General features: G+C 69.3%; 24 protein-coding genes. 5 read left to right on the top strand and 19 right to left on the bottom strand.

What is annotated here, in order from left to right:
* Nucleotides 1–56 precede the first annotated feature (56 nt).
* Both AB0L91_RS26575 and AB0L91_RS26570 read right to left on the bottom strand, forming a co-directional pair.
* The gene (locus tag AB0L91_RS26575; protein WP_365014583.1) at nucleotides 57–671 is read right to left on the bottom strand and encodes a TetR family transcriptional regulator; all 615 of its coding nucleotides are present in this window, start codon (nucleotides 669–671) and stop codon (nucleotides 57–59) included.
* Between the two features lie 28 nt (nucleotides 672–699).
* Nucleotides 700–2931: an MMPL family transporter gene (locus tag AB0L91_RS26570; RefSeq protein ID WP_365014580.1), complete on the bottom strand. Its 2232-nt coding sequence runs from the start codon at nucleotides 2929–2931 to the stop codon at nucleotides 700–702.
* Nucleotides 2932–3156: 225 nt separating this feature from the next.
* On the opposite strand from AB0L91_RS26570, the gene AB0L91_RS26565 reads away from it, so the two are divergent.
* A complete protein-coding gene (locus AB0L91_RS26565; RefSeq protein ID WP_365014578.1) occupies nucleotides 3157–4695 on the top strand; it encodes an FAD-dependent oxidoreductase in 1539 nt (512 codons plus the stop codon).
* Here AB0L91_RS26565 and AB0L91_RS26560 read toward each other — a convergent pair.
* From AB0L91_RS26560 to AB0L91_RS26530, 7 genes are all read right to left on the bottom strand, one after another.
* Entirely contained in the window at nucleotides 4692–6005 is a 1314-nt protein-coding gene (locus tag AB0L91_RS26560) for an oxygenase MpaB family protein (protein ID WP_365014575.1), read from the bottom strand. The genes AB0L91_RS26565 and AB0L91_RS26560 overlap by 4 nt on opposite strands.
* Before the next feature lie 48 nt (nucleotides 6006–6053).
* Complete coding sequence (locus AB0L91_RS26555) at nucleotides 6054–6923, bottom strand: alpha/beta hydrolase (protein WP_357349060.1); 870 nt, start codon at nucleotides 6921–6923, stop codon at nucleotides 6054–6056.
* Nucleotides 6924–6991: 68 nt separating this feature from the next.
* Nucleotides 6992–8140, bottom strand: a complete 1149-nt coding sequence (locus tag AB0L91_RS26550) for a thiolase family protein (RefSeq protein WP_365014572.1) — start codon at nucleotides 8138–8140, stop codon at nucleotides 6992–6994.
* On the bottom strand, nucleotides 8137–8544 hold the full coding sequence (locus tag AB0L91_RS26545; protein WP_365014569.1) for an OB-fold domain-containing protein: 408 nt from the start codon (nucleotides 8542–8544) through the stop codon (nucleotides 8137–8139). The genes AB0L91_RS26550 and AB0L91_RS26545 overlap by 4 nt, the downstream gene beginning before the upstream one ends.
* On the bottom strand, nucleotides 8541–10094 hold the full coding sequence (locus AB0L91_RS26540; protein WP_365014566.1) for an AMP-binding protein: 1554 nt from the start codon (nucleotides 10092–10094) through the stop codon (nucleotides 8541–8543). Before AB0L91_RS26540 ends, AB0L91_RS26545 begins: the two co-directional genes overlap by 4 nt.
* A 39-nt stretch (nucleotides 10095–10133) precedes the next feature.
* Nucleotides 10134–11027: an SDR family oxidoreductase gene (locus AB0L91_RS26535; protein ID WP_365014564.1), complete on the bottom strand. Its 894-nt coding sequence runs from the start codon at nucleotides 11025–11027 to the stop codon at nucleotides 10134–10136.
* A gap of 1 nt (nucleotide 11028) precedes the next feature.
* Nucleotides 11029–11811: a crotonase/enoyl-CoA hydratase family protein gene (locus tag AB0L91_RS26530; RefSeq protein WP_357349050.1), complete on the bottom strand. Its 783-nt coding sequence runs from the start codon at nucleotides 11809–11811 to the stop codon at nucleotides 11029–11031.
* 129 nt (nucleotides 11812–11940) lie between these two features.
* Between AB0L91_RS26530 and AB0L91_RS26525 the strand changes: the two genes are divergently transcribed.
* The gene (locus AB0L91_RS26525) at nucleotides 11941–12648 is read left to right on the top strand and encodes a TetR/AcrR family transcriptional regulator (protein WP_365014560.1); all 708 of its coding nucleotides are present in this window, start codon (nucleotides 11941–11943) and stop codon (nucleotides 12646–12648) included.
* Between the two features lie 73 nt (nucleotides 12649–12721).
* Here the strand turns inward: AB0L91_RS26525 and AB0L91_RS26520 are convergent, their stop codons facing one another.
* Nucleotides 12722–12985: a hypothetical protein gene (locus tag AB0L91_RS26520; protein ID WP_365014558.1), complete on the bottom strand. Its 264-nt coding sequence runs from the start codon at nucleotides 12983–12985 to the stop codon at nucleotides 12722–12724.
* Between the two features lie 40 nt (nucleotides 12986–13025).
* Nucleotides 13026–13307 carry a hypothetical protein gene (locus tag AB0L91_RS26515; RefSeq protein WP_365014555.1) on the bottom strand — a complete coding sequence of 94 codons (282 nt, stop codon included), beginning with the start codon at nucleotides 13305–13307 and terminating at the stop codon, nucleotides 13026–13028.
* A gap of 159 nt (nucleotides 13308–13466) precedes the next feature.
* Here AB0L91_RS26515 and AB0L91_RS26510 point away from each other — a divergent pair, with 159 nt between their 5' ends.
* Nucleotides 13467–14180, top strand: coding sequence for a cutinase family protein (locus AB0L91_RS26510; protein WP_365014552.1), 714 nt, complete (start codon nucleotides 13467–13469; stop codon nucleotides 14178–14180).
* Nucleotides 14181–14209: 29 nt separating this feature from the next.
* Here the strand turns inward: AB0L91_RS26510 and AB0L91_RS26505 are convergent, their stop codons facing one another.
* The 7 genes from AB0L91_RS26505 to AB0L91_RS26475 form a co-directional block, all read right to left on the bottom strand.
* Complete coding sequence (locus tag AB0L91_RS26505; protein WP_365014550.1) at nucleotides 14210–14596, bottom strand: hypothetical protein; 387 nt, start codon at nucleotides 14594–14596, stop codon at nucleotides 14210–14212.
* Between the two features lie 147 nt (nucleotides 14597–14743).
* Nucleotides 14744–15904 carry a TetR/AcrR family transcriptional regulator gene (locus tag AB0L91_RS26500; protein WP_365014547.1) on the bottom strand — a complete coding sequence of 387 codons (1161 nt, stop codon included), beginning with the start codon at nucleotides 15902–15904 and terminating at the stop codon, nucleotides 14744–14746.
* A gap of 17 nt (nucleotides 15905–15921) precedes the next feature.
* Nucleotides 15922–17067 (bottom strand): acyl-CoA dehydrogenase family protein, encoded by a 1146-nt coding sequence (locus AB0L91_RS26495; RefSeq protein ID WP_365014544.1) that lies wholly within the window; start codon nucleotides 17065–17067, stop codon nucleotides 15922–15924.
* 13 nt (nucleotides 17068–17080) lie between these two features.
* Nucleotides 17081–17911, bottom strand: a complete 831-nt coding sequence (locus AB0L91_RS26490) for an SDR family oxidoreductase (protein ID WP_365014542.1) — start codon at nucleotides 17909–17911, stop codon at nucleotides 17081–17083.
* Between the two features lie 17 nt (nucleotides 17912–17928).
* Entirely contained in the window at nucleotides 17929–18336 is a 408-nt protein-coding gene (locus tag AB0L91_RS26485) for a MaoC/PaaZ C-terminal domain-containing protein (RefSeq protein ID WP_365014539.1), read from the bottom strand.
* The gene (locus tag AB0L91_RS26480) at nucleotides 18333–18791 is read right to left on the bottom strand and encodes a MaoC family dehydratase N-terminal domain-containing protein (protein ID WP_365014536.1); all 459 of its coding nucleotides are present in this window, start codon (nucleotides 18789–18791) and stop codon (nucleotides 18333–18335) included. The genes AB0L91_RS26485 and AB0L91_RS26480 overlap by 4 nt, the downstream gene beginning before the upstream one ends.
* Nucleotides 18791–19969, bottom strand: a complete 1179-nt coding sequence (locus AB0L91_RS26475; RefSeq protein ID WP_365014534.1) for a lipid-transfer protein — start codon at nucleotides 19967–19969, stop codon at nucleotides 18791–18793. Before AB0L91_RS26475 ends, AB0L91_RS26480 begins: the two co-directional genes overlap by 1 nt.
* 124 nt (nucleotides 19970–20093) lie before the next feature.
* On the opposite strand from AB0L91_RS26475, the gene AB0L91_RS26470 reads away from it, so the two are divergent.
* Together AB0L91_RS26470 and AB0L91_RS26465 are read left to right on the top strand one after the other, a co-directional pair.
* Nucleotides 20094–21641 (top strand): long-chain-fatty-acid--CoA ligase, encoded by a 1548-nt coding sequence (locus AB0L91_RS26470; RefSeq protein WP_365014532.1) that lies wholly within the window; start codon nucleotides 20094–20096, stop codon nucleotides 21639–21641.
* 138 nt (nucleotides 21642–21779) lie between these two features.
* The gene (locus AB0L91_RS26465; RefSeq protein ID WP_365014530.1) at nucleotides 21780–22940 is read left to right on the top strand and encodes a zinc-binding dehydrogenase; all 1161 of its coding nucleotides are present in this window, start codon (nucleotides 21780–21782) and stop codon (nucleotides 22938–22940) included.
* Between the two features lie 36 nt (nucleotides 22941–22976).
* Here AB0L91_RS26465 and AB0L91_RS26460 read toward each other — a convergent pair whose 3' ends face one another.
* Nucleotides 22977–24164 (bottom strand): helix-turn-helix domain-containing protein, encoded by a 1188-nt coding sequence (locus AB0L91_RS26460; RefSeq protein ID WP_365014527.1) that lies wholly within the window; start codon nucleotides 24162–24164, stop codon nucleotides 22977–22979.
* Nucleotides 24165–24188 lie beyond the last annotated feature (24 nt).

Raw genomic sequence — 24188 nt, 5'->3', positions numbered from 1 at the left:
GAACACGTTCTAATTTCGCTGTCTCGCGCGGCCGAAATAGACGACTCTCACACTGATTACAGCGGCAGCCCCTGCTCGAGCAGATCGACCGCCTCCAGTACCAGCCGGTAGACATCGTCGCCGGGTTCGTAGGCGCTGTTGGCGATGTGGAACATCACCCCGCCCGCAGCGGCGATGAACACGCGCAGCCGCGGGTTGTCCGGCTCGACGCCGAGGTAGTCGGCGAAGAACTCCACGGCCTCGGAGATGGCCCGATCGGATTCGATCTGATACGCCGTCCGCAGGGCCGGTTCGGCGTGGATCAGCTTCATCCGCTCGGGATTGGCCGTCCACGGGTCCTCGAGGGCGAGTCGATAGAGTTCGCGGAGAACAGCGCGGAGCAGATCGAAGTGGTTGAGCCCCCGTGGCAGCGCGGCGATCGCGGCTTCTCGTTCGTCGGCGAGGTCGTCGTGGATGACCACCTGCTCCTTGGACGCGAAGTAGCGGAAGAAGGTGGTGTGCGAGACGTCGGCTTCCTTGGCGATCTGCTCGACCGTCGTGCTCGCGTACCCCTGCTGCTCGAACAGGCGCATCGCGGCCTCGCGGATCGCGGTTCGCGTGCGCATCTTGTGCTTCTCACGCAGCCCGACCCGACGCCCCGGGCTCGTGCCCGGGGTCGTCGCGTTCGTCATCTCGGCTCCTTCATCGGCGGTGCCTCGGTCAGCTCCTCACTTCGACGAGTTCGGCCGCGTCGTCGGCCGCCGCGGGGATACCGCGGTTGCGCACGGCGCCGCCTTCGATGTCGAAGTTCGGCACGAGCCTATCGAGCCACGTCGGCAGGCCCCATGCCCGGTCACCGAGCATCGCGACGACGGCGGGTACCACCATCATCCGAATGATGAAGGCATCGAAGAACACCGCGATGCCCAGTGCGAAGCCCAGCATCTTCATCGTGGTGTCGGGGGCGAGCATGAACGCCGCGAAGACGCTGACCATGATGATCGCCGCCGAGGTCACCACGCGCGCACCGTGCCGATAACCGGCGACGATGGCGTCCTTGGCGGACATGCCGTGGATGTACTCCTCCCGCATGCGTGTCATCAGGAACACCTGATAGTCCATCGCGAGGCCGAACACCACCCCGATCAGGAAGATCGGCAGGAACGACACGATCGGCTGGGTGTTGTCGATGAGGCCGAGCGCGCCCTCCTGGAAGATGGCGACGGTGGCGCCGAAGGTCGCCAGGACCGAGAAGACGAAGCCGAGGGTGCCGATCAGCGGAACCCAGATCGACCGGAACACCGCGATCATGATCAGGAACGCCAGGCCGACGACCACGACCAGATACGGCAGCAGCGCGCGGTCGAGTTTGGCCGACAGGTCCGACACGATCGCGGTCTGGCCGCCGACATGTAGTTCCGCGCCCACCCGCTCGGCGGCCGGTGCGTAGTCGCGGATCCGCTCCATCAGATCGTGCGTCGCCTGATCCGCGGGCGCGCTGGTGGGGATCACCATGATCAGCGCGGTGTCCGCGTCCAGGTTCGGCTGCGCGGCGCCGTTGCCGGTCCAGGTCAGCGTGTCGACATTGGCGACATCGGGCAGGGTCTTGATGTAGGCCACGCTCGCGTCGGCCGCCGTGCGCACGTCACCGTCGTCGTGGTGAACCGTGACCAGCAGCGGGCCGTTGATGCCCTGGCCGAAACCGCGCTGCAGCAACGTCATCGCACGCGCCTCGTCCGGGGTGTTCATCGTCATCGCCAGTTCGAGCTTGCTCATCGGCAGCGCCGCCAGCACCAGCACCGCCAAGCCCGCGAAGACGAACGGCAGCGGCCTGCGGACCACCATCCGCCCGAACTTCACCCCGGTGGTCTCCGCGGTCTCCGACTGCTCGGCGTGCTTGATCCACGGGATCCGCGGCGTGAACGCGAAACGGCCCACCGCACCGAGGATCGCCGGGATCAGCGTCAGCGCGGCCAGCACCGCGATGGCCACCGCGACCGCGGCGCCGATGCCCATCTGGGTGATCAGCGGGATACCGATCACCGTCAGCGCGACGACGGCGATGATCACGGTCAGCCCGGCGAAGACGACCGCAGAGCCGGCCGTGCCGACCGCGCGCCCGGCGGCGTCGGCGGGGACGCCGCCACGGGCCAGCTCACTACGATATCGCGACACGATGAACAGCGCGTAGTCGATCGACACCGCTATGCCCAGCATCGTGACGATGCCGGTCGCGCTCTGGTTGACGCTGATGAACTCCGAGCTCAGGGTCACCAGCAGGATCGTGATCAACACCCCGACCACGCCGGTGACCAGCGGGATGAACGCGGCGACCAGCGCACCGAAGGCCACGATCATCACCACGAAGGCGAGCGCGAAACCGATCAGCTCCGCCTTGCCCGGTTCCTCCATGATCTGCATCAGCGAGCCGGTGGCCTCCACCTGCAGTCCGTCACCGTTGTGCCGGTCGAGGATGTCCTGGAGTTCGTGTTTCTGATCCGACTTCAGATCCAGTACGTCGATGTTCTGGCGGACCTGGATGAGGCCGACTTTGCCGTTGTCGCCCAGCACCGACGCCGCCAGCGCGGGCTCGACCTGGGCGACCAGCACCGGGTCGACGACAGTGGCCGGATCGGTCAGCTCGGGCAGGGTCCGCAGGTCCGCCACCAGGGCGTCGATCTGCGCCGTGTGGTTCGCGATCCCGTCCTCGGCCGCGACGAGCACACTCGTCGAGGCCTTCATCTGCTGCTCCATGACCTCGGGGAAGTACTTCTCCACCTGGCTCGTCGCCGTGCCGGAGTCCGTTCCGGGCAGGTCGAAGTCCTTGGCGAACTTCGGGTTCAGCGCACCGACCAGCCCGGCCACCGCCGTCGCGGCGATCAGCCAGGCGGCGATCACCTGCCATTTGTGCCGGAACGAGTACCGGCCGAGCCGGTACAACCATGACGCCATCGCACTTCCTCCACTCCCGGGCCGTCCGCCGACCACCGCGTGCACGAATCTGTTAGTGACTACCACTTGTTAGTCACTAACAAGATAGCGCTTCCGCGGTAGGGGGCGGCTATGACGGCTGTCACCCACGACCGGGTAACGCACTACTCTGTTCGACCGCACCGGTTTGCCGGACAATTGCCCCATCGGACGGAATCGCGTCCACCTCGAAGGAGGGAGCAGAGCATGTCTCCCCGCAGCGAACACTCCGGCGAAGCGGCGGCGGACGCCGCGACGATGACGTGCGATGTGTGCGTCGTCGGTGCGGGCGCCGCCGGGCTCAACGCGCTGTATGTCGCGAGTCGCTATCTGAGCCGCGACCACCGTGTCGTGCTGGTCGACAGTCGGAAACGGGTGGGCGGCATGTGGACCGACACCTATCCGTACGTGCGCTTGCATCAGCCGCACGGCATGTTCACCGCGGGCGACATCCCGTGGACCCTCGGTCAGGACCGTTCCTATCTGGCGACCAAGGACGAGGTGCTCGACCATCTCGAACACTGCCTGGCCGAGATCGAGCAGCGCGTGCACGTCGACGAGCTCTTCGGCTGGACGATGACCGCGCAGGACGAGTCGGCGGGCACCGTCCGGATCACCTGCGAGTCCGCGGACGGCCGCTCGGTCGTGATCGACACGCGGCGGCTGATCAAGGCCTACGGCTTCCGCATCGCCCCGAACACACCGCTCACCCTGTCCAGCACGCGGGTCAGGTCGGTGTCACCCGATGACTGCGATCTGCGCGGCGACGGCCTGCGCGCCAGTGCCGATCCCGTCTGGATCATCGGCGGCGGCAAGACCGCCATGGACACCGCCTACGAACTGGTCACCGCACAGCCCGGTCGCGAGGTGAATCTGGTCGCCGGTAGGGGCACCTTCTTCCACAGCCGCGAGAAGTTCTTCCCCGGGGGCACCCGGCGATGGTGGGGCGGTGCGCTGCCCAGCGCTCTGCTCCGCGAGGTCAACCGGCGATTCGACGGCAGTAACGAGGCCGCCGTCTGGGACTGGCATCGCACGACGTTCGGCACCGCGGTGACACCCGAGGCCGGAAATTTCCTGCTGGGCATCCTGTCGGAAGCCGAAGCGGCGACGATCGCCGCGGGATTGCGCACGGTGGTCATGGACTATCTCGTGGACGCCGTCGACGACGGCGACGACACCCGCCTCGTCTTCCGCGGCGGCACGTCCACGTCCATCCAGCCCGGCAGCTGGGTGGTGAACTGCACCGGTTACGTCATGCGCCACGAGTATCCCTACGAGCCGTACATGTCGAACGACGGCGCCGTCCTGTCCATCCAGCCGCGCTCGGCCACGCTCTACCTGACCACAATGATCGCGTATTTCCTGACCCACCTGATGTTCCTGGACCGGATCTCCGACACTCCGCTCTACGAACTCGACGTCCAGGACCTCCTCGACAAGTCGAAAACAGTTGTCCCGTACGCACTGTTCACCCTCACCCAGTACAACGTGAGCCGCATCTACGACAGCGTCCCGAACGCGATCTTCCGGGACTGCGGACTCGACCTCGATCGCTGGTATCCCCTCCCCCGTCGCATGGCGGCCATGGCCCGGTTCGCCCTCACTCACCACCGCGAACGCGAGCACCTGCGCCGGTCCCTGGACACCATCCGCACCCGATTCGACGTCCGGTGCGGGCCATTGGATCACGTGCACGAGCACACCGGCGTGGTCCGGGTCGCTACCCCGGACGGCCGCGAGCCCTAGGGTGCGCGGTAGGTCGAAGCGTCGGTGGTGAATTCGGCGTGGCCGAGCCGCGCCAGGTACCGATCGATCTTGCGCACAAGGCGAGCGTCCGCGATCGACCTCGTCGCGGGGATGCGCAGCAGCAGGCGGTACGTGGCCAGACGGCAGCCCGCGTAGGCGAAGGCGACCGTCGCGCGGAGTCTGTCGGCGGCCGTCACCTCGATCCCCATGGCAGCGGCTCGTTCGGTGCTGCCGGACAGCACCGCCTGTACGAAGAAGACCTTGGCGGCGCTGCGTTCCACGCGGTCGTGCAGCCGGCTGGCGAGACCGCGATCAGGCTCGGTGTAGGCCGCCATGGTCGCGCGGACGAGCGCACCGCAGGTCGTGTCGTCGTAGGCCCGGCGCAGGGTGGCCTGCCGGGTGGCCAGAACATCGACGATCTCGCGAGGCGTGGCCGGGAGCAGATCCTCGGGCAGGCCGAGCAGATAGCAACGGTAGCGGGCGAATTCGACCTGGGCCCGTTCGGCGGGGGTGAAGTGGTCGCGGCCCCGGTCGAGGACCCGCAGGGCCAGCAGCATGGTCGGAATGAGTCCGGCGGGCATCTGATCCGATTGCGGGATCGGGATGCCGTACACCGCGGCGTCCCAGTCGCGACGCAGGATGTTGAACCGGACCATCGAATGCATGAGCCGGACCTTGGCCGCCGCCCGGAATCCGACACCGTGCCGGGCCAAAGCGCCGGGCAGGGTGGTGCAGGCGAAGAACGACGCGGTCTCCGTCATCCGCCGTCCGGCGGTCCTGGTGCCGAGTGACCCGGTGATCGCCATCGGCAGCGCCGCATAGGAATTCATGAAGGTGCCGACGAACGACCCGCGGATCAGGAACGGCATGAGGTGCGCGGTCATGTTCCGTTCGATCCGGGCGCCCTCCTCGACCAGAGCCATGTCGAGCCAGGTGGGGATCCGCTCCATCTCCGCGAGGAGCGCGATCAGCTCGGCGGGCGGATGCTCGATGCTGCCGATCCCGTCGGCGCACGCCTGGTCGAGCATCTCGACCAGGCGCCGGAAGCCGTACTCGGGCATGAGCGCCGCGTAGGCATCGGCGGCGAGATCGCCGAGCATCGTGTACGCCTCGATGGTGGCGACACGGTCGCTGTCGGCGAGCAGTCGTGGCCGCAGGGACGCCAGTTCGGCGCGGATCGCGGTCTCGGCGTCCGGCGCGTCGGTGAATCGTTCCGGGCGCCGGGTGAAGTCGATGGCGCCGTACATGCCGGGCAGCAGGAACTTCTGCTGGGCGATCCGTGCACGGATCTCGGCCGGAGCGGTGGTCATTGGGCGTGAACCTTTCGAAGGGGCGGTGGACGCCACGGGCATTCCTCGCTACAGCTCGTCGAGGAATGTCCGCAGCGCGACCGCGAAGACGTCGTTGTCGTCGCCGGCGACCATGTGCCCGGCGCCGCTGATATCGGCGACCACGGCGTGCGGGATCAGCCGGTGCAGCAGCGCGACCCCACTGTCGGTGGCGATATCGGAGGCCGTGCCGCGAATCAGCAGGGTGGGCACTGCGATACGCTGCGCCGCCCGTTCCAGCCGTCGTTGCAGCCCCTGGGCCGTCACCTCGCGGCGGACCTGGAAGAACGCCGGATCCCAGTGCCAGTACCACCGGCCGTCCGCGCCGCGGCGCACGTTCTTTCGCAGGCCGTCCGGGGTGGCGGGCGTGCGACGGTGCGGGTTGTAGGCCGAGACGGCACGGGCCACCTCGTCGAGATCACCGAATCCGTTCGGCGCACCGGTCACGAAGCGATGGACCCGGCTGACCCCGTCCGGCTCGACCTTCGGTGTGACATCGACCAGCACCAGCGCCGCCGCCAGTCCCGGATCGGCGGCCAGGGCCAGCAGGGCGGCGATCCCACCCATCGACGCACCGACCAGCACCGGTCGGCCCACACCGGTGCGCCACCGCACCTGCGCGACGACGTCGGCGAGGTCGCCGGTGAGATCGTCGAACGAGTACTCCGCTGCGGTGGACCAGTCGCTGTCGCCGTGGCCCCTGGCGTCGAAGGTCGCGACGGTATGGCCGTGGCGATGCAGGTCGGCGGCCGTGCGCCGCCACGAGTGCCGGGTCTGGCCGCCGCCGTGCGCCAGCACGACCGCCGCGCGGCCCGACCCGCCCCACAGGTCGCCCGCGAGGCGGCCCGCGCCACCGGTGAAGGCGACCCCGGTGGTGTCGGCGTCCCTCGTCGCGCTCATCGCCCGGCTCCGATCACTCGCGTCGAGACGCGCGGTGCGCGGTGAGCTGCCGAATCGCGGTTCATCCGCTACTCCCCCGCCCGCAGGATGTGGACGGCGCAGACCGCGCCGAGGCCGACCATGTGCGCCAGCCCGGTGCGCGCGCCACGGTGCTGGCGGGGTCCGGCCTCGCCGCGGAGCTGGGTGGTGACCTCACCGATCTGACCGACCCCGGTGGGACCGATCGGATGCCCCGCCCCCAGCAGTCCGCCGGACGGGCTGACCGCCACCCGGCCGCCGAGGTCGAACTCACCCCGCGCCAGGGCAGCCGCGGCTTTGCCTTCCTCGACCAGCCCCATCGCTTCGACGTACTGCAGTTCTTCGATCGTGAACGCGTCGTGGAGTTCGACCACGTCCAGATCCTCCGGCTCGATCCCCGCCTGGTCGTAGGCGGAGCACACCGTCGCCCGGGTGAGTTCGGCATCGAAACTCCGTGCGCCGTAAAGTTCTTCGCTGCGCAGGACCGAGGCCAGCACCCGCACACAGCGCGAGCGGTCCAGACCGAGCGCATCGATGGCGTCGTCGGAGACGACGATCGCCGCTGCCGCGCCTTCGCCGAGCGGACAGCATTGCAGACGGGTCAGCGGACCGGCCAGCAACGGACCGGCCAGCACCTCCTCGATGGTGCGCGCCTTCGGCCGCTGCGCGTCCGGGTTCAGCGCCGCGTTGGCGTAGTTCTTCACCGCGACCGCGGCCAGCTGATCGGGCGTCGCGCCGTAGCGGTCGAGGTACTCCGAGGCCAGCAGCGCGAAGTGCGCCATCGGCGGTACATAGGCGGCCGCCGGAGTCGGAACACCGGTCGGGGCGGGCACCACACCGGCGGCCGGGAGCTTGTCGACCCCGAGGACCAGCGAGATGTCGCTCGTCCCCGCGGCCACGTCGTGGCAGGCCAGCCGGAAGGCGGTGGACCCGGACGCCGACGCGTTCTCCACCTGCGTCATCGGTACCCCGGTCACGCCGAGGTGTTTGAACAAGGGCCGCGACACCGCCATCCCGAGCATCGCGGTCGCGGTGTACACGCTGTCGACGGCGGGCCACGCGACGCCCGCGTCACCGAGCGCCGCCCGGACCGCGGTCAGCCCCAGCTGGACATAGGGTGTGTCGCCGGGCTTCTGGTAGCGATGCCTGCCGACACCGGCGACGTAGACCGGTCGCTGCTGGGCGAGCGTGATCTTCACCTGTCCCCCTGGATGATCGGCAGGAACCGCACCTCGGCGACCTGCTCGCCCCCGCGTTCGATCGGCACGGTGACCGCCCGCACGCGCGTGCCGATTCCGGCGTCGTCGGCATCGATCAGCACCGCGCGCACCATCGGTCCCTCGTCGAGCACGATCGATGCCAGCGTGTAGGGAGCGTCGACGGAAGGATGCGGCGCGAGATGGACCGTGGTGACGGCCGTGATCGTGCCGGTGCCCGCCAGGGCCACTCGCCGGACGAGTTCGCCGTGGTCGCCGTTGTTCTCGGAGCCGTATGGCTGGAAGGGATAGGACACGAATCCACTGGAGTCACGCAGCCCGAACAGCCGGGGCACTCCGTCGGCATCGACGTCGTAGAGGGCGGGCTCCGCCGACACGGAGGTCATGCCGTCGCCCCCTTGTTCGCCGCGTAGTGGGCGCGCAAGACCCGTTTGAGTTTCTTGCCCATCGAGTTGACCGGAATCTCGTCGATGAACTCGATCTCCCTTGGCCACTTGTATTTGGCCAGCTTGCCGTCGCAGTAGGCCAGGATCTCCGCGGCGGTCAGGCTCGCGCCGGGCACGGTCTGGACGAAAGCGATCGGTTGTTCGCCGTGGTCGTCGTCGGGCGCCCCGATGACCGCGACATCGACCACCTGCGGGTGTGTCACGATCACGGCTTCGCTCTCGGCGGGATAGATGTTCACCCCACCGGCGATGATCATGTCGGTGATCCGGTCGGACAGGAAGAGCACACCCTCGTCGTCGAGATAGCCGACGTCGCCGGTGTAGTAGAAGCCGTCCGCGTCGATCTCGTCCTCGGTCAGGGGTCCGCGGCCGAGGTAGCCGCTGATGACGGCGGGAGTCTTCACGATGATCTCCCCGGCGGTGCCCGCGGGAACGGGGCGCCGCGATTCGTCGACGATGCGCACCTCGACCTGCCGGAACGGGAAACCGGTCGCGGCGGGCTTGCGCCGCAACAGTTCCGGGGTCGCGCCCGCGATCATGCCCGCCTCGGTCGCACCGTAGACCTCGTAGACCACGTCGCCGAAGGCCTCGATGGCCTGCCGCTTGAGCTGGGCGCTGAACGGCGCCGCGCCGCCGCCGAGGAATCGCAGCGTCGAGGTGTCGTAGCGGGCGCGGACCTCGGTGGGCAGTTCGAGGACGCGGTGCAGCATGGTCGGGACCGAGATCCAATGGGTCACCCCGTGTCCGGCGATCAACGCCAGTACCTCTTCGGCGTCGAAGCGCCGCTGGAAGACCACGGCGCCGCCGGTCGCGAGGGCGAACTCGGTGTAGGACGGACCGGCGCCGTGATGCATCGGCAGGTTGATCAGGGTCCGGTTGCCCGGACCGCCGGCGGCGAAGTCGAACTGCACCGAGATCCGATAGTCCCGGAGGACGGCCTCGTCGACATCGGTCTGAAAGCTGGCCAGCGGTGCGCCTTTGGGCGCGCCGGTGGTGCCGGAGGAATAGATGATCAGCGGCGCCAGCGACGCCGCCACCCGGTCACGCTCCGTGCCCTCGGCGATCAGCTCGGCCAGCAGTTCGGTACCGTCGGCCGCGACGTCGATCGACACGATGGCCTTCAGCTCCAGCGGTGCCCACGCCTCGACGACGGTGGTGGGATCCGCGTCGTCGACGACGGCGGCTGTCACCGCGCAATCGGTGGCGATGTACAGCGTTTCCGGTGGCGAGAGCCGGTAGTTCACCGCGACGATGACCGCTTTCAGCTTGGCCAGCGCCAGCGAGACGATCAGCCATTCCAGGCGGGTGTGCATCCGCACCGCGATGCGGTCGCCCTCGGACACGCCGCGCCGGGCCAGCGAGTCGGCGAGCCGGTCGGCGCGCGAATTCCAGTCGCGCCAGGTGAGTGTGCGGTCGCCTTCGGTGGCGCAGACGGCATCGAGATCAGCAGGCGCGTATGCGGGTGACGGGGTCAGCGAGTGTGTGGACATGATGGCTCCTCTTCGAGCGATGCGAGCGGTCGAGCGAGGTCAGGACAGTCCGCCGCGGGCGCCGCCGCTGACGGGGATGACCTGACCGGTCACGAAATCGGACAGGGGCGAGGCGAGCCAGAAGATGGCGTCGGCGGCCTCCCGGATGGTTCCGGTGCGGCCCAGCGCGGCGCCGAACATCGGGCGGGGCGCGAACAGGTCACGCTCCTCGGCCGGGTCGAAACCCATGGCCGCGAGCGTCTTGTCGGGCACCCCGAGTGCCACCTCGCGCCCGTCGACGGTGATGGTCTGTCCGGCGGATCGCGGTGCGCCGAACCGGGTCTGGATCACGCCGAACGCGACGGCGTTGACATTGACGTTGGCCGAGCCCCATTCGGTGGCGAGCGTCTTGGTCAGGCCGATCAGGCCCGCCTTCGCCGCCGCGTAGTTGGCCGCTCCGGCCGTGCCGAAACTGGCGGCCAGGGAGGTGACATTGACGATCTTGCGGTGCCGGACGGCGCCGCCGCTCGCTTCCGCGCGACCGGCGTCGCGGAAGTAGGGCGCGGCTGCCCGGCAGATCCGGAACGGTGCCAGCAGGTGGATGTCGAGCATCGCCTGGAACTGCTCGTCGGTCATCCGGTGCACCGGGGCGTCCCAGAAGTAGCCCGCGCTGTTGACGATGATGTCGATGCCCTGGCCGAGGGCGGCCGCGGCGGCGACGAGTTTGTCCGGGACCGACGGGTCGGTGAGGTCACCGGCGAACGGCACCGCGTCGTTGCCGAGTTCGCCGGCGACCTCGCTCGTGAGATCGGCGTCGAGGTCGGCGACGACGACGCGGGCGCCGCTGGCGGCCAGCGCCTCGGCGGTCGCGCGGCCGATGCCGTTGCCCGCGCCGGTGACGATCGCGGTTCTGCCCGCGAGCAGCGTGCTGGTGAGAGTCGGGGTGGTCAGCATGTCAGCGGCCTTTCCATTGCGGCGCGCGCTTGTCGATGAACGCGCGGATTCCTTCTCGGGTGTCTTCCGACTGAATCGCGGGTCCGGCGAACTCCCACTGCCGCTGCCAGGCCTCGTCGTCGGACCACTCGTAGCTGTGCTCGACGATCGCCTTGCTCGCCACGACGGCCAGCGGTCCCGCCGCCACGATCTGCTCGGCCAGCTCCAGCGCGGTCGCCACGGCCTGGCCCACCGGCACCAGCCGATTGACCAAACCCATCCGGTGGAATTCCGCGGCGGGCAGAGGCTTTCCGGTCAGGGCCAGTTCCATGGCGACGTTGAACGGGATCTTGCGCGGCAGCCGGAACAGCCCGCCGCCGACCGCGACCAGCGCCCGGGCCGCTTCGGGCAGGCCCATCCGGGTCGCCTCGGTGGCGACGATCAGGTCGCATGCCAGGCACAGCTCGAAGCCACCGGCGAGCGCGTCGCCCTCCACCGCGGCGATGAGCGGTTTGGCCGGTGGCTTCGCCAGCACACCGAACCCGCCGCGGCGCGCGGACACTCCCATGTCGCCGACCGCGGCGGCCACGAGGTCCTGTCCGGCCGAGAACGTCGGTCCCGCGCCGGTGACGACCGCGACCCGGAGTGTGTCGTCGGCCTCGTAGTCGTCGATGACGGCTTCCATGGCTCGCGCGGTCGCGCCGTCGAAGGCATTGCGGCGCTGTACCCGGTCGATCGTGATCAGCAGCACCTGATCGTCCGATCGTCGCTCGGTGCGGATGACGCTGTCGGAGCCATCGGTCATGTGTCGTTCCTTCGGTGGTCGGGCGCCGTGGTCGGCGTCACAGTCGAACCAACCATAGATACTTACTGACCATCAAGCAAGTTTCTTCCGTGTCGAACGGTCAGCAAGTTGACTGCTACCGTTCTCCGCATGACCGGAAATCAGGGGAAGACCAGCAAGAAGCCACCCGCGAGCTCCGGAACGACGACGACCCCCGCACCCCGCCGCACCCAGCAGGAACGGACCGCGCAAGCCGAACAGGCACTGCTCGACGCGGCGGCGGCACTGTTCGCGCGGCGCGGTGTCGACCGGACTTCGCTCGCCGATGTGGGACTGGAGGCGGGCTACAGCCGCGGTCTGGTCAACCACCACTTCGGCAGCAAGGCCGCGCTCATCGATCGGCTGGCCCACGATATCCAGGCGCGGTTCGTCGCCGGGATCGTCACCAAGATGACCGAATCGGGCGACGACGCCGTCGAGACCCTGGTCGGCCTGGTCCAGGACTACCTGTCGGCGCTCGTCTCCGAACCCGACGCGGGTCGGGCCTTCTTCGTCATGTGGTCCTCCGCGATCCCGGACGAGGCGACTCTGCGGTCGATCTTCGCCGCCGACGACGCGCTGTTCCGGCTGGGCGTGGAGACCGTGGTGCGCGCGGGACAGGCCGAAGCGACCGTGGACAGCGCGCTCGACCCGGCCGCGACCGCGGTGACCCTCGTCGGCATGCTGCGCGGCGTCGGCGCGCAGTACCTCATCGCGCCGGACGCCGTCGCGCTGACGGCCGCGATCGAGGCCGGCCAGCGCTTCGTCCGGCATAGCCTGTCCCCCACGACGCAGCGAAAACCGTCCCGCGCGAAGTGAATTCGCCCTCGCCGGAACAGAACGACGCCGCCGCCCCGCGGTGCGGGAACGACGGCGTCGGGTGTCGGTCGGGTCAGAAGTCGGTGCTGCCCGCGGTGAGGTCGAGCAGCGCCTGGCACAGGGGATTGTGCGTCGGGCTGTCGCCGTCGGCGAAGCAGGCGCCGAACAATACGAAGCCCAGCGGCCAGGCCAGCAGGATTCGCGCGGATCCCGACGCCGATCCGGTCGGCGTATCGGCGACCGGCGCGATCACCGCCGGCGCGGCCTGCGCCGGTGCCAGCGTCAATCCGGCGGAGAGTGCCACCGCGACAAGGGATGTGGTGAGTATTCGGCCCATGAAGGAGTACCTCGGATCAGGTAGGGGGATGTTCCGGGGATCAGGCCGGGTCGGATTCGGAACTGCCGTGGCCGATCTCGTAGATCAGGGCGCAGACCGGGCCGTTCGGTTCGGCGTCACAGAGCAGGATGTAGAGCGCGCCGAGCGGGATGGTGATCAGCGGCGCCAGGGACGAACCGGAATCGCCCGAACCCGACGCGGATCCGGATTCCGCGATCGGCGCGACGGGGCCCGGGGCCGCATACGCCGGACTCAGGGATGCGCCTAGCAGGGCGCCCGAAAAAGCGGTGACGGCAAGGGTTTTGGCGAGTAGATGAGTCATGGCTACCTCCTATGAATGTGCTCGCCGACACTAGTCGAGTCCCGCCATTGTGAAATACCCTAATTTTACTGTCTGTCACCGCGCGGCCGCTCCATGAGAACGTGCGGAAACCCGGTCTGTCCGGCCCCACTTCGCCCCTCGGCGCAATACAGTGGGCGCATGCGTGGACCATCCCGAATCCTGCTGCGTTCGGCGGCGGCAGTCACAGCGGCACTGGCGCTCACGGCCCTCCCGGCCGCGGCCGCCGAGCCGTCCACCGGCCCCACCGGCTGCGCGGAGGTCCGCGTCGTCACCGTCCGTGGCACGCTCGAACCGCAGATCGGCAGCCTGCTGCTGACGCCGCTGGCCAAGCGGATCGCCCAGGAATCCGGGCGCGCGACCACGGTGACCGAGCTAGAGTACCCGGCCTCGATGGCGCCGGACAGCTCCCTGCGCGGCGTCGAGAACCTGACCGCGCTGCTGAACGCGACCGCCGCGGCCTGCCCGGACCAGCAGCTCGTCCTGCTCGGCTACTCGCAGGGCGCCCGCGTCATCGGCAACACCCTCGCCGCCCGCGCCGCGGTGACCGACCAGGCCGCCGCGCGGATCGACGCCATCGCCCTGTTCGGCAGCCCGCTGTTCAACGGCGCCGAACCCTACGATCGTGGCAGCTACGATCCCGCCCTGTCCGGCACCGGTGCGCTCCCCGTGGGCGCCCTCGCCGAATTCGCCGACCGCCTGCGCGACTACTGCAACGCGGGCGACCGAGTCTGCCAGGGCGGCAACCCGGCAGCAGGCTTCGGAAACGCGCTGAGCTACGGCCATTTCGCGTACTTCGTCAACGACAACCGCGACCAGGCCGCGGCCTTCGTGCACGAGCGGCTCGGCGCCTGACCCGTCGGTCGAGCGCCGAGCCGCTCGGCTCAGGGCCGGTCGACGTCGGCAAGAATGGTCTCGGGCTTGAAGATCACCTTGTAGTGATAGCGGCTCACCTCGGCGGATTCGAGCTGTTCCACGAAGTAGCTCACATTGTCGGAGAGCCCGAGGAAGTGCTTCTTGTACTCGTCGTCACCGGTCTTACAGGTGACCTCGAGCTGGTTGTTCTCGTCCTTGATCGAGCACTTGCCCTCGATGGACAGCAGGTACTTGTCGGTGATCCCGTTGAAGAACACCACCCGACGGTCGATCTTGAACTGGTCCGATTCCTTGGACAGATTTTTCGACACCACATCGGCGTCGCTCGAACACCCGGTCGCGACGACGGCGCCCGCGGCCAAGGCCACCGCGGCGGCGACGATTCTCGGATTCATGTCCTACCCCCTGTTGCCCGAGCCCGGACGACGGTCCCGCGCTCCTCCCCCTCGAAGATAGCCGACCGCAACATCTTTCGACCGCGCTCCGACGGCCGATCGATTCAGCTCATCGCGGACGCCCACCGCGCGGGCCGAACGCCGCGGTCACGGCCCGGACGTCTGCTCCGGAAGGCCGAGGGCGGCGACGGCGATCGCGGCCAAGGGACCGCTCAGCAGGCGGACATCGGAAAACGTGCTGTCCCTGGCGATGTCGTTCATCGCCATGAGCGTGGCCTGCACGGTGACCAGGGCTTGCTCACGGGTCAGGGCGGGGCGCGCCGCGCGGCAGAGCCTGACCCATTCGCTGACGTAGTCACGCTGGGCCTGCAGCAGCGGTTCCGCCTGGGCGCCGAGGCTGCGGACTTCGGTGACCAGGATGTCGACCAGGGCCGGGTGCCGCAGGGTGAAGTCGGCGTAGACCCCGGCCAGCGCGCGCAGCGCGGCGCCCTCGTCGGGCGCGGCCAGCAGCGTGTCGTCCAGGGTCACCTGGAGATAGCCGTTGGCCCGGTGCAGGGCGACGTCGAGGATCTCCAGCTTGCTGGTGAAATGGTTGTAGACACTCGAGGTGGACAGGCCGACGGCCTCGCCGATCTCCTCCATCCCGGTGCTCGCGTAGGTCTGATCGGCGAAGATCCGCAGGGCCGCGCGCAGGATCTGTTCGCGCTTGCTGCCGCGGGCCAACCCCGCCGGTGGTGGAACCAGTGGTGGCGGCGGCACTTCCACCTCGGTACCCAGCACCGCGGCGGCGATGCCGACCAGGGTCGACCGGAATTCCTCGACGGGCAGCGTGGTGCCGTGGAAGGCCGGGCTGAGCAGCGCGGCCAGCGCCATGCGCGCGCGCAACCGCGCACCGGGGCCGACCGCGTCGCCGGTCGTCGCCACCGCGAACGCCTCGCACAACCGGTCGAGCCGGGCGACCACATCCAGGCGCTGTGGGCGCGGGAGGTGACGTGCCTCGCGCACCCACAGCAGTGGCGCGGTGCGCCTGCCGACCGCGAAATCGGCGACCTCGTCCAGGACGTCGGGGCCGTCGAGCGTGCTCGCGAACCGGTCGAGCGTCTGCTCGATGGCGGCGCGCAACAGGTCGTCCTTGCCGGTGAAATGGCGGTAGAGCGCCGAGGGGCCGACGCCGACAGCGGCCGCGACATCACTCATCGCGACGTTCTCGAAACCACTGTCGGCGAACAGCGACGCGGCCGCGTCGACGATCAGTTCGCGACGGTTGGCCGGACGTTTGCGGCGCACAGCGGCGGACGGGGAGGACACCACGGGGATGCTACCGCTCAGCCCAACCGCAGCGATCGGCCGATGATCTCCTTCATGATCTCGCTCGTGCCGCCATAGATGCGGGCGATCCGCGAATCGAGATAGGCCCGGGCGATCGGGTATTCGAGCATGTACCCGTAGCCACCGTGCAACTGCACGCAGGCGTCGATCACCCGGCTCTGGAGTTCGGTCGCCCACAGCTTGGCCTTGGCCGCGTCGACCGCGCTCAATCGGCCCGCGTTCAGCGCGGTGATGCCGCGGTCGACGTAGGTCTGGGTGATCTCGACCTCGGTGACCAGGTCCGCGAGCCGGAACCGGGTCGCCTGGAAATCGCCGATCGCGCGCCCGAACGCCCGGCGTTCCCGCACGTAGTCCATCGTCTCGCGCAGCGCGGTGGTAGCACCGGCCATGGCCGCGACGGCGATCGCCAACCGTTCCTGGGGCAGGTTGTTGCTGAGCCCGAAGAAGCCCGTACCTTCCTCGCCCAGCAGGTTGGCCACCGGGACCCGCGCGTCGGTGAAGGACAGCTCCGCGGTGTCCTGGGCGTGCATGCCGACCTTCTCCAGGTTGCGCCCGCGGGCGAATCCCTGGGTATCGCGCTCGACCACGATCAGGCTGAGGCCGCGGTGTGGGTGCTCGCCGGTGCGCACCGCGGTGATCACCAGATCGGCGTTGATGCCGTTGGTGATGAAGGTCTTCGCCCCGTTGAGCACGTAGTGGTCGCCCTCACGGACCGCCTTGGTGCGGATACCGGAGAGGTCGGAGCCGGTCCCGGGCTCGGTCATGGCGATCGCGACGATCGTCTCGCCGCTGGCGACGCCGGGCAGCCAGCGCGCCTTCTGCTCGTCGTTGGTCAGCTCGAGCAGATACGGCATGCAGACGTCGGCCTGCAACGTCGGACCGAGGACCGCGGGGGCGACATCGACCGCCGCGGCCTCCTCGATCAGGATCGCGTTGAACCGGAAGTCCCGCACCCCAGCACCGCCGAACTGCTCGGGCACCGCCATGAACGCGCCGAGTTCGGCGATGTCGGTGAACAGCGAGCGCGGAACGATGCCCGCCCGCTCCCACTCCTGGTAGCCGGGCACGACGTGCTTGGCGAGGAACTGCCGGACGCTGTCGCGATAGGCGTCGTGCTCGGGTTCGAAGATCTCCCGGTCCATCGTGGATCCCCTCTCAGATGGTGTAGCCGCCGCCGCAGACCAGGGTCTGGGCGCTGACGTAATCGGATTCGGGACGGCACAGCAGATAGACGGCACCCGCCGCCTCGGCCGGGGTGCCCGCGCGGCCGAGCGGGATCTGCTGGGACATGGCGTCGAGCAGTGCCGGGTTCACGCCGACGGCGAGTTCCCGGCCGCCCACGTCGATGGTGGCGCTGCCGTCGGCGGGTGCTTCGGTGAGTCGCGTGGTGATCAGGCCGAAGGCGACCGTGTTGACGGTGACGTTGAGCCTGCCCCATTCCTTGGCCAGGGTCTTGGTCAGCCCGGTGATGCCGGCCTTGGCCGCGGCGTAGTTGACCTGACCGGCGTTGCCGCCGAGCCCGGCGATCGAGGAGATGTTGACGACCTTGCGGCACGGCACGGTCTCCCCGGCGGCCCTGGCCCGCTTGACCTCGGTGGAGATGATCGGCTGGGCCGCGCGCAGGATGCGGAACGGCGCCTTGAGGTGGACGTCGAGGATGGCGTCCCACTGCTCGTCGGTCATCTTCTGGATGACGGTATCCCAGGTGTAGCCCGCGTTGTTGACGATGATGTCGATGCCGCCGAATTCGTCGACCGCGGTCTGCACGAACCGGTCGGCGAAGTCGTCGTCGGTGACGCTGCCCGCGCACGCGACCGCGGTGCCGCCGGCGGCGCGGATGTCGGCCACGGTCTGCTCGGCCGGGTCCTTGTCGAGATCGTTCACGACCACCGACGCACCGTCGGCGGCGAACTTCAGCGCGATCTCACGTCCGATGCCGCGACCGGATCCGGTGACGATGGCGACCTTGCCGTCGAGTGTTCCCATACTGGTGTGACTCCTGATCAGTAGGTTCCCGGCACCGCGACGACCGCGGTGCCGAGCAGGGTGGAGGTGCCGTCGGCGAGGGTGACGGCGAGATCGAGGGTGGCGAGTCCGTCCGCGACGGCGGTGACCGTCGCCGTGCAGGTCGGCTCCGCGTGGATCGGGGTGATCGCGGTGAATCGCACCGCGAAGGACCGGATGTCGCGCTGGGGCACCCAGCCGGTCAGCAGCCGGCCGAGGTAGGCCATGGAGAGCATGCCGTGGGCGAAGACGTCGTCGAAGCCCGCGGAGTGCGCGTTGTCGAGATCGATGTGGATCGGATTGTGGTCCCCGCTGGCACCGGCGAACAACGCCAGCGTGGTGCGGGAGATGGGCGGCAGAGCCAGGGGCGGCAGCTCGGTGCCGACGTTCAGCAGCGCGGTGCTCACGCGGTCACCTCCGGGTTGCGGACGACGGCCACATTGGTCGCCTTGGCGAGAAGCTCGGTGCCACGGCGGAATTCGGTCTCCTTGGTGACGAACTCGAGGCCGCCACCGCGTTTGACGGTCACGTCCACGACGCGCTCGCTGATCTCGACGGTGTCCCCGGCGTAGGCCATGGCGACGTACTCGAAGGCCTGCTCGCCGTGCAGGACCCGGCGCAGGTCGATGTCGAGCTCGTCGAAATAGCCGAAGGGCGACGGTGCTTCGAGGATCAGGCTGAAGAAGAAGGTCGGCGGGACGGGCAGGTCCGGGTGCCCCGCCGCCCGCGCGGCCTCGACGTCGGTGTAGATCGGGTCGGTCTCGCCGATGACGCGCGCGAACAGGCGCAACCGGCCGCGCTCGACGTCGACGGTGAAGGTGGGCAGGGTCAGCGCCAGCGCGCGCTCGATATCGACCGCCATCAGCCGACCTTCTCGTACAGCGTGACCACGGCGGCGCCGCCGAGGCCGATGTTGTGCTGCAACGCCACGGTCACACCGTCGACCTGCCGCGCTTCGGCCTGGCCGCGCAATTGCCAGGTGAGCTCTGCGCATTGGGCCAGACCGGTCGCGCCGAGCGGATGTCCCTTCGACAGCAGTCCGCCCGAAGGGTTGGTGACCACGCGGCCGCCGTAGGTGTTGTCGCCGTCGCGGATGAACTTCTCCGCGGTGCCCTCGGGGGTCAACCGGAGCGCTTCGTAGCTGAGCAGTTCGTTCGCGGTGAAGCAGTCGTGCAGTTCGACCACCCGGATGTCGGCGGGATCGACGCCCGCCGCCTCGTAGACCTGATCGGCCGCGCGCCGGGCCATGTCGTAGCCGACCAGCTTGGGCAGATCGTCGAAGGTGTCGGGGGTATCGGTCGTCATCGCCTGCGCGGTGATGGCGACGTCGGTGCGCAGGCCATGGCGCCGGGCGAAGTCCTCGCTGGTGATGATCGCGGCGGCCGCGCCACAGGTGGGCGGGCAGCACTGCAACCGGGTCAGCGGACCGAAGATCTGCGGCGATTCGAGCACCTGCTCGACGGTCACCGCGTCGCGGAACACGGCGAACGGATTGTTCTTCGCGTGGGTGCGCGCCTTGACCGAGATCATCGCGAAGGTCGCCGGATCGGTGCCGTACTTCTCGGCGTACGCGGCGCCGGCTCCGCCGAACAGCTGCGCGGCGAACGGTGCTTCACTCGGACCGTTGTGCTGATGCGCCACCGCCATGAAGTCGACGAACGGGCTCGGCCGGTCGGGCCATTTCATGGCGAGCGCGCCGCGTTCCATCTGCTCGAACCCGAAGGCGAGCACGCATTCGGCGGCACCACTGGCGACGGCTTGGCGTGCCAGCCACAGCGCCGACGATCCGGTCGAACAGTTGTTGTTGACATTGACCACGGGGATACCGGTCATGCCCACGCTGTAGAGCGCGCGCTGACCACTCGTCGAGTCGCCGTAGACGTAGCCCGCGTAGGCCTGCTGCACCTGGTCGATACCGATCCCGGCGTCGCGCAGGGCGTTGCGGACCGCGTCCGCCGCCAGGACGTCGTAGGGCTCACTCCTGCTCGGCGTCGAGAACGGCACCATCCCGACTCCGGCGACCTGCACCCGTTGCATCACACCACCACCTCACTTGGCGAATCAATATTCACTTCATGGTTACACGACCCTTGACATTCCCTCAAGAGCGGCAACAGTGTCACGTAGATCACACAGATCGGTATTCACAACAGAGGAGTTGGCCGTGCACATCACGCAATCACTGCACGCGGCGCTGCAACGCGATCCCGACCGGATCGCGACCATCTTCGGCACCCGCCGCCGCACGGTCGCCGAATCGGTCGATCGCATCGCACGGCTAGCCGGGGCACTGCGCGCGCTCGGTGTCGGGTCCGGTGATCGCGTCGGGATCTACGCCCTCAACAGCGACCGCTACCACGAACTGCTGCTGGCGGTGCCGTGGGCGGACGCGGTGGTCAACCCGGTCAACATCCGCTGGAGCGCGGCCGAGGTCGCCTACTCGCTCGTCGATTGCGGCACCGATGTCCTCGTGGTCGACGACGCCTTCGCCGGCGCCGTCGACGCGCTGCGCGCCGCGGCGCCGAACCTGCGCACGGTCGTCTTCGCCGGCGACGGTCCGACACCCGAGGGCATGCTCGCCTACGAAGACCTCCTCGCCGCCACGGCGCCGATCCCCGACGCCCGGCGCGGCGGCGACGCGCTCTTCGGCGTCTTCTACACCGGCGGTACCACGGGTTTCCCCAAGGGCGTGATGCTGTCGCATCGGGCCTGTCTCACCTCGGCGATGGGCAGTCTGGTCACCACCGACATGCTCACCCGCGGCGGCATGTTGCTGCACGTCGCGCCGATGTTCCACCTGGCCGACATCGCGGCGTGGAACGTCGGCAATCTGACCGGCGCCACCCACGTGATCGTGCCGTCGTTCACCCCGGCGGCCACCGTCGACGCCATCGTCACCCACCGGGTGACCGACGCGCTGCTGGTACCGACCATGATCCAGCTGCTCGTCGACTCCGCCGCCGCGGCCGACGCGGACCTGTCCAGCCTCACCCGCGTGCTCTACGGCGCGTCACCGATCTCCGAGACGGTGATGGCCAAGGCGCGGGCCGTGCTCGCGAACGCGCGCTTCACCCAGGCCTACGGGATGACCGAACTCGCGCCGGTCGCCACGCTGCTCACCGCGCAGGACCACGACGATCCCGCGCTGACCAGGTCGTGCGGGCGCGCGGCGGTCCACGCCGAGGTCCGCGTCGTCGGGGAGGACGACACCGAACTGGCGCGTGGCGAGATCGGCGAGATCGTCGTCCGGGGCGATCACGTGATGTCCGGCTACTGGAACCGGCCGGACGAGACCGCGGCGGCGCTGCGCGGGGGCTGGATGCACACCGGTGACGCCGGATACATGGACGAGCACGGCTACGTCTTCGTCGTCGACCGGCTCAAGGACATGATCGTCACCGGCGGCGAGAACGTCTATTCGGTCGAGGTCGAGAACGCGGTGGCCAAGCATCCGGCCGTCGCCCAGGTCGCGGTCATCGGCGTGCCCGATCAGGACTGGGGTGAGCGCGTGCACGCGGTGATCGTCCTGGCGCCGGGGCAGACCGCGGCCGAGGCCGACATCCGGGAGTTCTGTCGCGAGCACATCGCCAACTACAAGCTGCCGCGCAGCGTGGAATTCCTTGACGCGCTACCGGTTTCCGGAGCGGGCAAGGTACTCAAGCGCGATCTGCGCAAGCTGCACTGGGCGGATGCCGACCGCGCGGTCCACTAGGGACCGCCGCCCGGAATCGGCCGGGGCGATCATCCGCCCCGGCCGACCGCCGGCGCTACGATGGCGACCGAGACGGCTCGGAATCGCCGCGAGCCACCCGGGCCCGGGGACGCCCCGGCACTCGCCTAGGAGGAACTCATGCGCGCGACGGTGGTCAGCAAAGGCGAATTCAGCGTCGAGGACCTGCCGACCCCGCGACCAGGGCCGGGCCAGATCCTCGTCACCGTGACCCGCTGCGGTATCTGCGGCTCGGACCTGCACGCCCGGACACACTGCGACGAGCTCGCCGACCTGGCCGTCGCCACCGGCTACAGCGGCTTCATGCGGTCGGACCAGCGGATCGTCCTCGGACACGAGTTCACCGGCGAGATCGCCGAATACGGCCCGCGCACCCACCGGCGCTGGAAGCCGGGCACGCCGGTGGTCGCGATGCCCATCCTGCGCAGCGAGCGCGAACCGCAGCTCACCGGGTTGTCCGTGCACGCTCCCGGCGGGTACGCCGAACAGGTGCTGACGCAGGAGTCGGTGACCTTCGCGGTGCCCAACGGGCTCTCCCCCGACCTCGCCGCGCTCACCGAGCCGATGGCGGTGGGCTGGCACGCCGTGCGCAAGAGCCGGATCACCAAGGGCCAGACCGCGTTCGTCATCGGCTGCGGACCGATCGGACTGGCCGTCGTCACCATGCTCAAGGCAGCGGGCGTGCGCACCGTGGTCGCCAGCGACTTCTCGGCGCGCCGCCGGGAGCTGGCCCGTGCCTGCGGCGCCGATGTGGTGGTCGATCCGACCACCGAATCCGCCTGGGCGGCGGCGCCGAAGCCGCCGCGCATCGCCGGCGCTCCGGATCTGCTGAATCTCGCCTTCGACGTCATGGAACGGGTGCGCCGGGTACCGAAGGTGCCGTGGTGGTACCTGTTCCGCGCGGCACACACCCTCGATCGCGGCCCGGCGGGTCCCGTCGTCTTCGAATGCGTCGGCGTGCCCGGCATCATCGACCAGATCCTCACCGACGCACCGCCGTCGACCCGCGTCGTGGTGGTGGGTGTGTGCATGCAGCAGGACACGTTCCATCCCGCCAACGCCATCAACAAGGAGATCGAACTGCGGTTCGTCCTCGGCTACGACCCCGGCGAGTTCCGCGACACCCTGCACATGATCGCCGACGGCACCGTCGACCCCAGCCCGCTGATCACCGGCACCGTCGGCCTCGACGGCGTCGACGCGGCCTTCACCGCCCTGGGCTCCCCGGACCACCACGCCAAGATCCTCATCGATCCGCGCAGCGACAACGTCACGCTCTGAGCCCGGCGAGGAATCGACCGCCTCAGCGGGCCGAGGTCAGCGACGGAGTTGGGTCCAGGCGTGGCAGGCGGTGACCAGCTCGGCGATGCCGCCGGGTTCGGCCAGGCTGCGCCCGGTGAGTTCCTCGAGCCGGCGCAGCCGCTTGCGCACGGTGTTCGGATGGCAGTGCAACCGCTGCGCGGTGCGGTCCGCCGAGCCCGCGGCCGCCACCCACTCCCGCAGCGTGGCGAGCAGGGTCTGCTGGGTCTCGCCGGGCGCGTCCAGCAGGCCGCCGAGCACCGTCCGCGCGGTGGTGCGGGCGGCGTCGCGGCCGCCGGCCACGAGCACGTTCAGCGGGGTGTTCTCGAACTGTTCGACCGTCGGCGCGCCCGGCATGCCGTCGCGCACCAGTTCGGCGAGGCCGAGCGCCCAGGCGGTCTGCCGCAGTGACCCGAAGACCGGGCTCACGCCCACCGGACCGGTCGTGTGTCTCCGCAGCACCGCCATCGCCTGGTCGGCACGGGCCGGGTTGCGCACCGACAGCACCCCGACCGCGGTGTCGTAGCGGATCCGCCACACCATCGTCACGTCGATCGCCGCCAATGCCGACACGACCCGCGGCATCGGGTCCTGGCCGCGATCACTCACCGTGGCGATCGCCAGAAACGACCCGTCGACGGGAAGGCGTAGCGCGCGAGCGACTTCGAGCAGGGTGGCCAGCCCGGGATCCTCGGAGACCAGGACGTCGATGTAGGCCGCGCGTTCGCGCTCGCGCTGCGACATCAGGTAGTGCGCCTCCTCGCGATAGGCGTCGACCATCGCGTCGGCGTCGAGGCCGTGGTTGCGGAACAGCGCCTGCAGCAGCTCGATGACGATCTCCGCGGGGACCGCCGGCGCCTGCGCACCGGCGCGGACGACGGCGTTCGACAGCACCAGATAGCCGAGGCGATAGGCGCACAGCACGTCGGCCAGCGGCGCGTCCTGTCCGGCCCGGAGCCTGCCGGTCTCGGCGGGTGGCCCCGGCGCGTGTCCGACGCCGAGCAGGCTGGACAGTCCGGCCTCGAGGTTCACCCGCAATCGGGCCCGCACCTCCGCCACGGTGCCCGCCCCGCCGCCGCGATAGAACGGGATCTCGGTGAACATCCGGCCGGTGATGTGGTCGACCATCGCCGGCAACTCCCGCCGGACCCGGCCGACCACTTCGCGCACCAGCGCGGTATCCGCGGAATCGACCGAATCGAGCATTGATGACTCCCTTTGTCGAGTGTG

The sequence above is a fragment of the Nocardia sp. NPDC051833 genome, assembly GCF_040681225.1.
Lineage (GTDB): Bacteria > Actinomycetota > Actinomycetes > Mycobacteriales > Mycobacteriaceae > Nocardia.
Note: the sequence above shows the minus strand (reverse complement) of the source record. Positions and strands in the feature narration are given on the sequence as shown.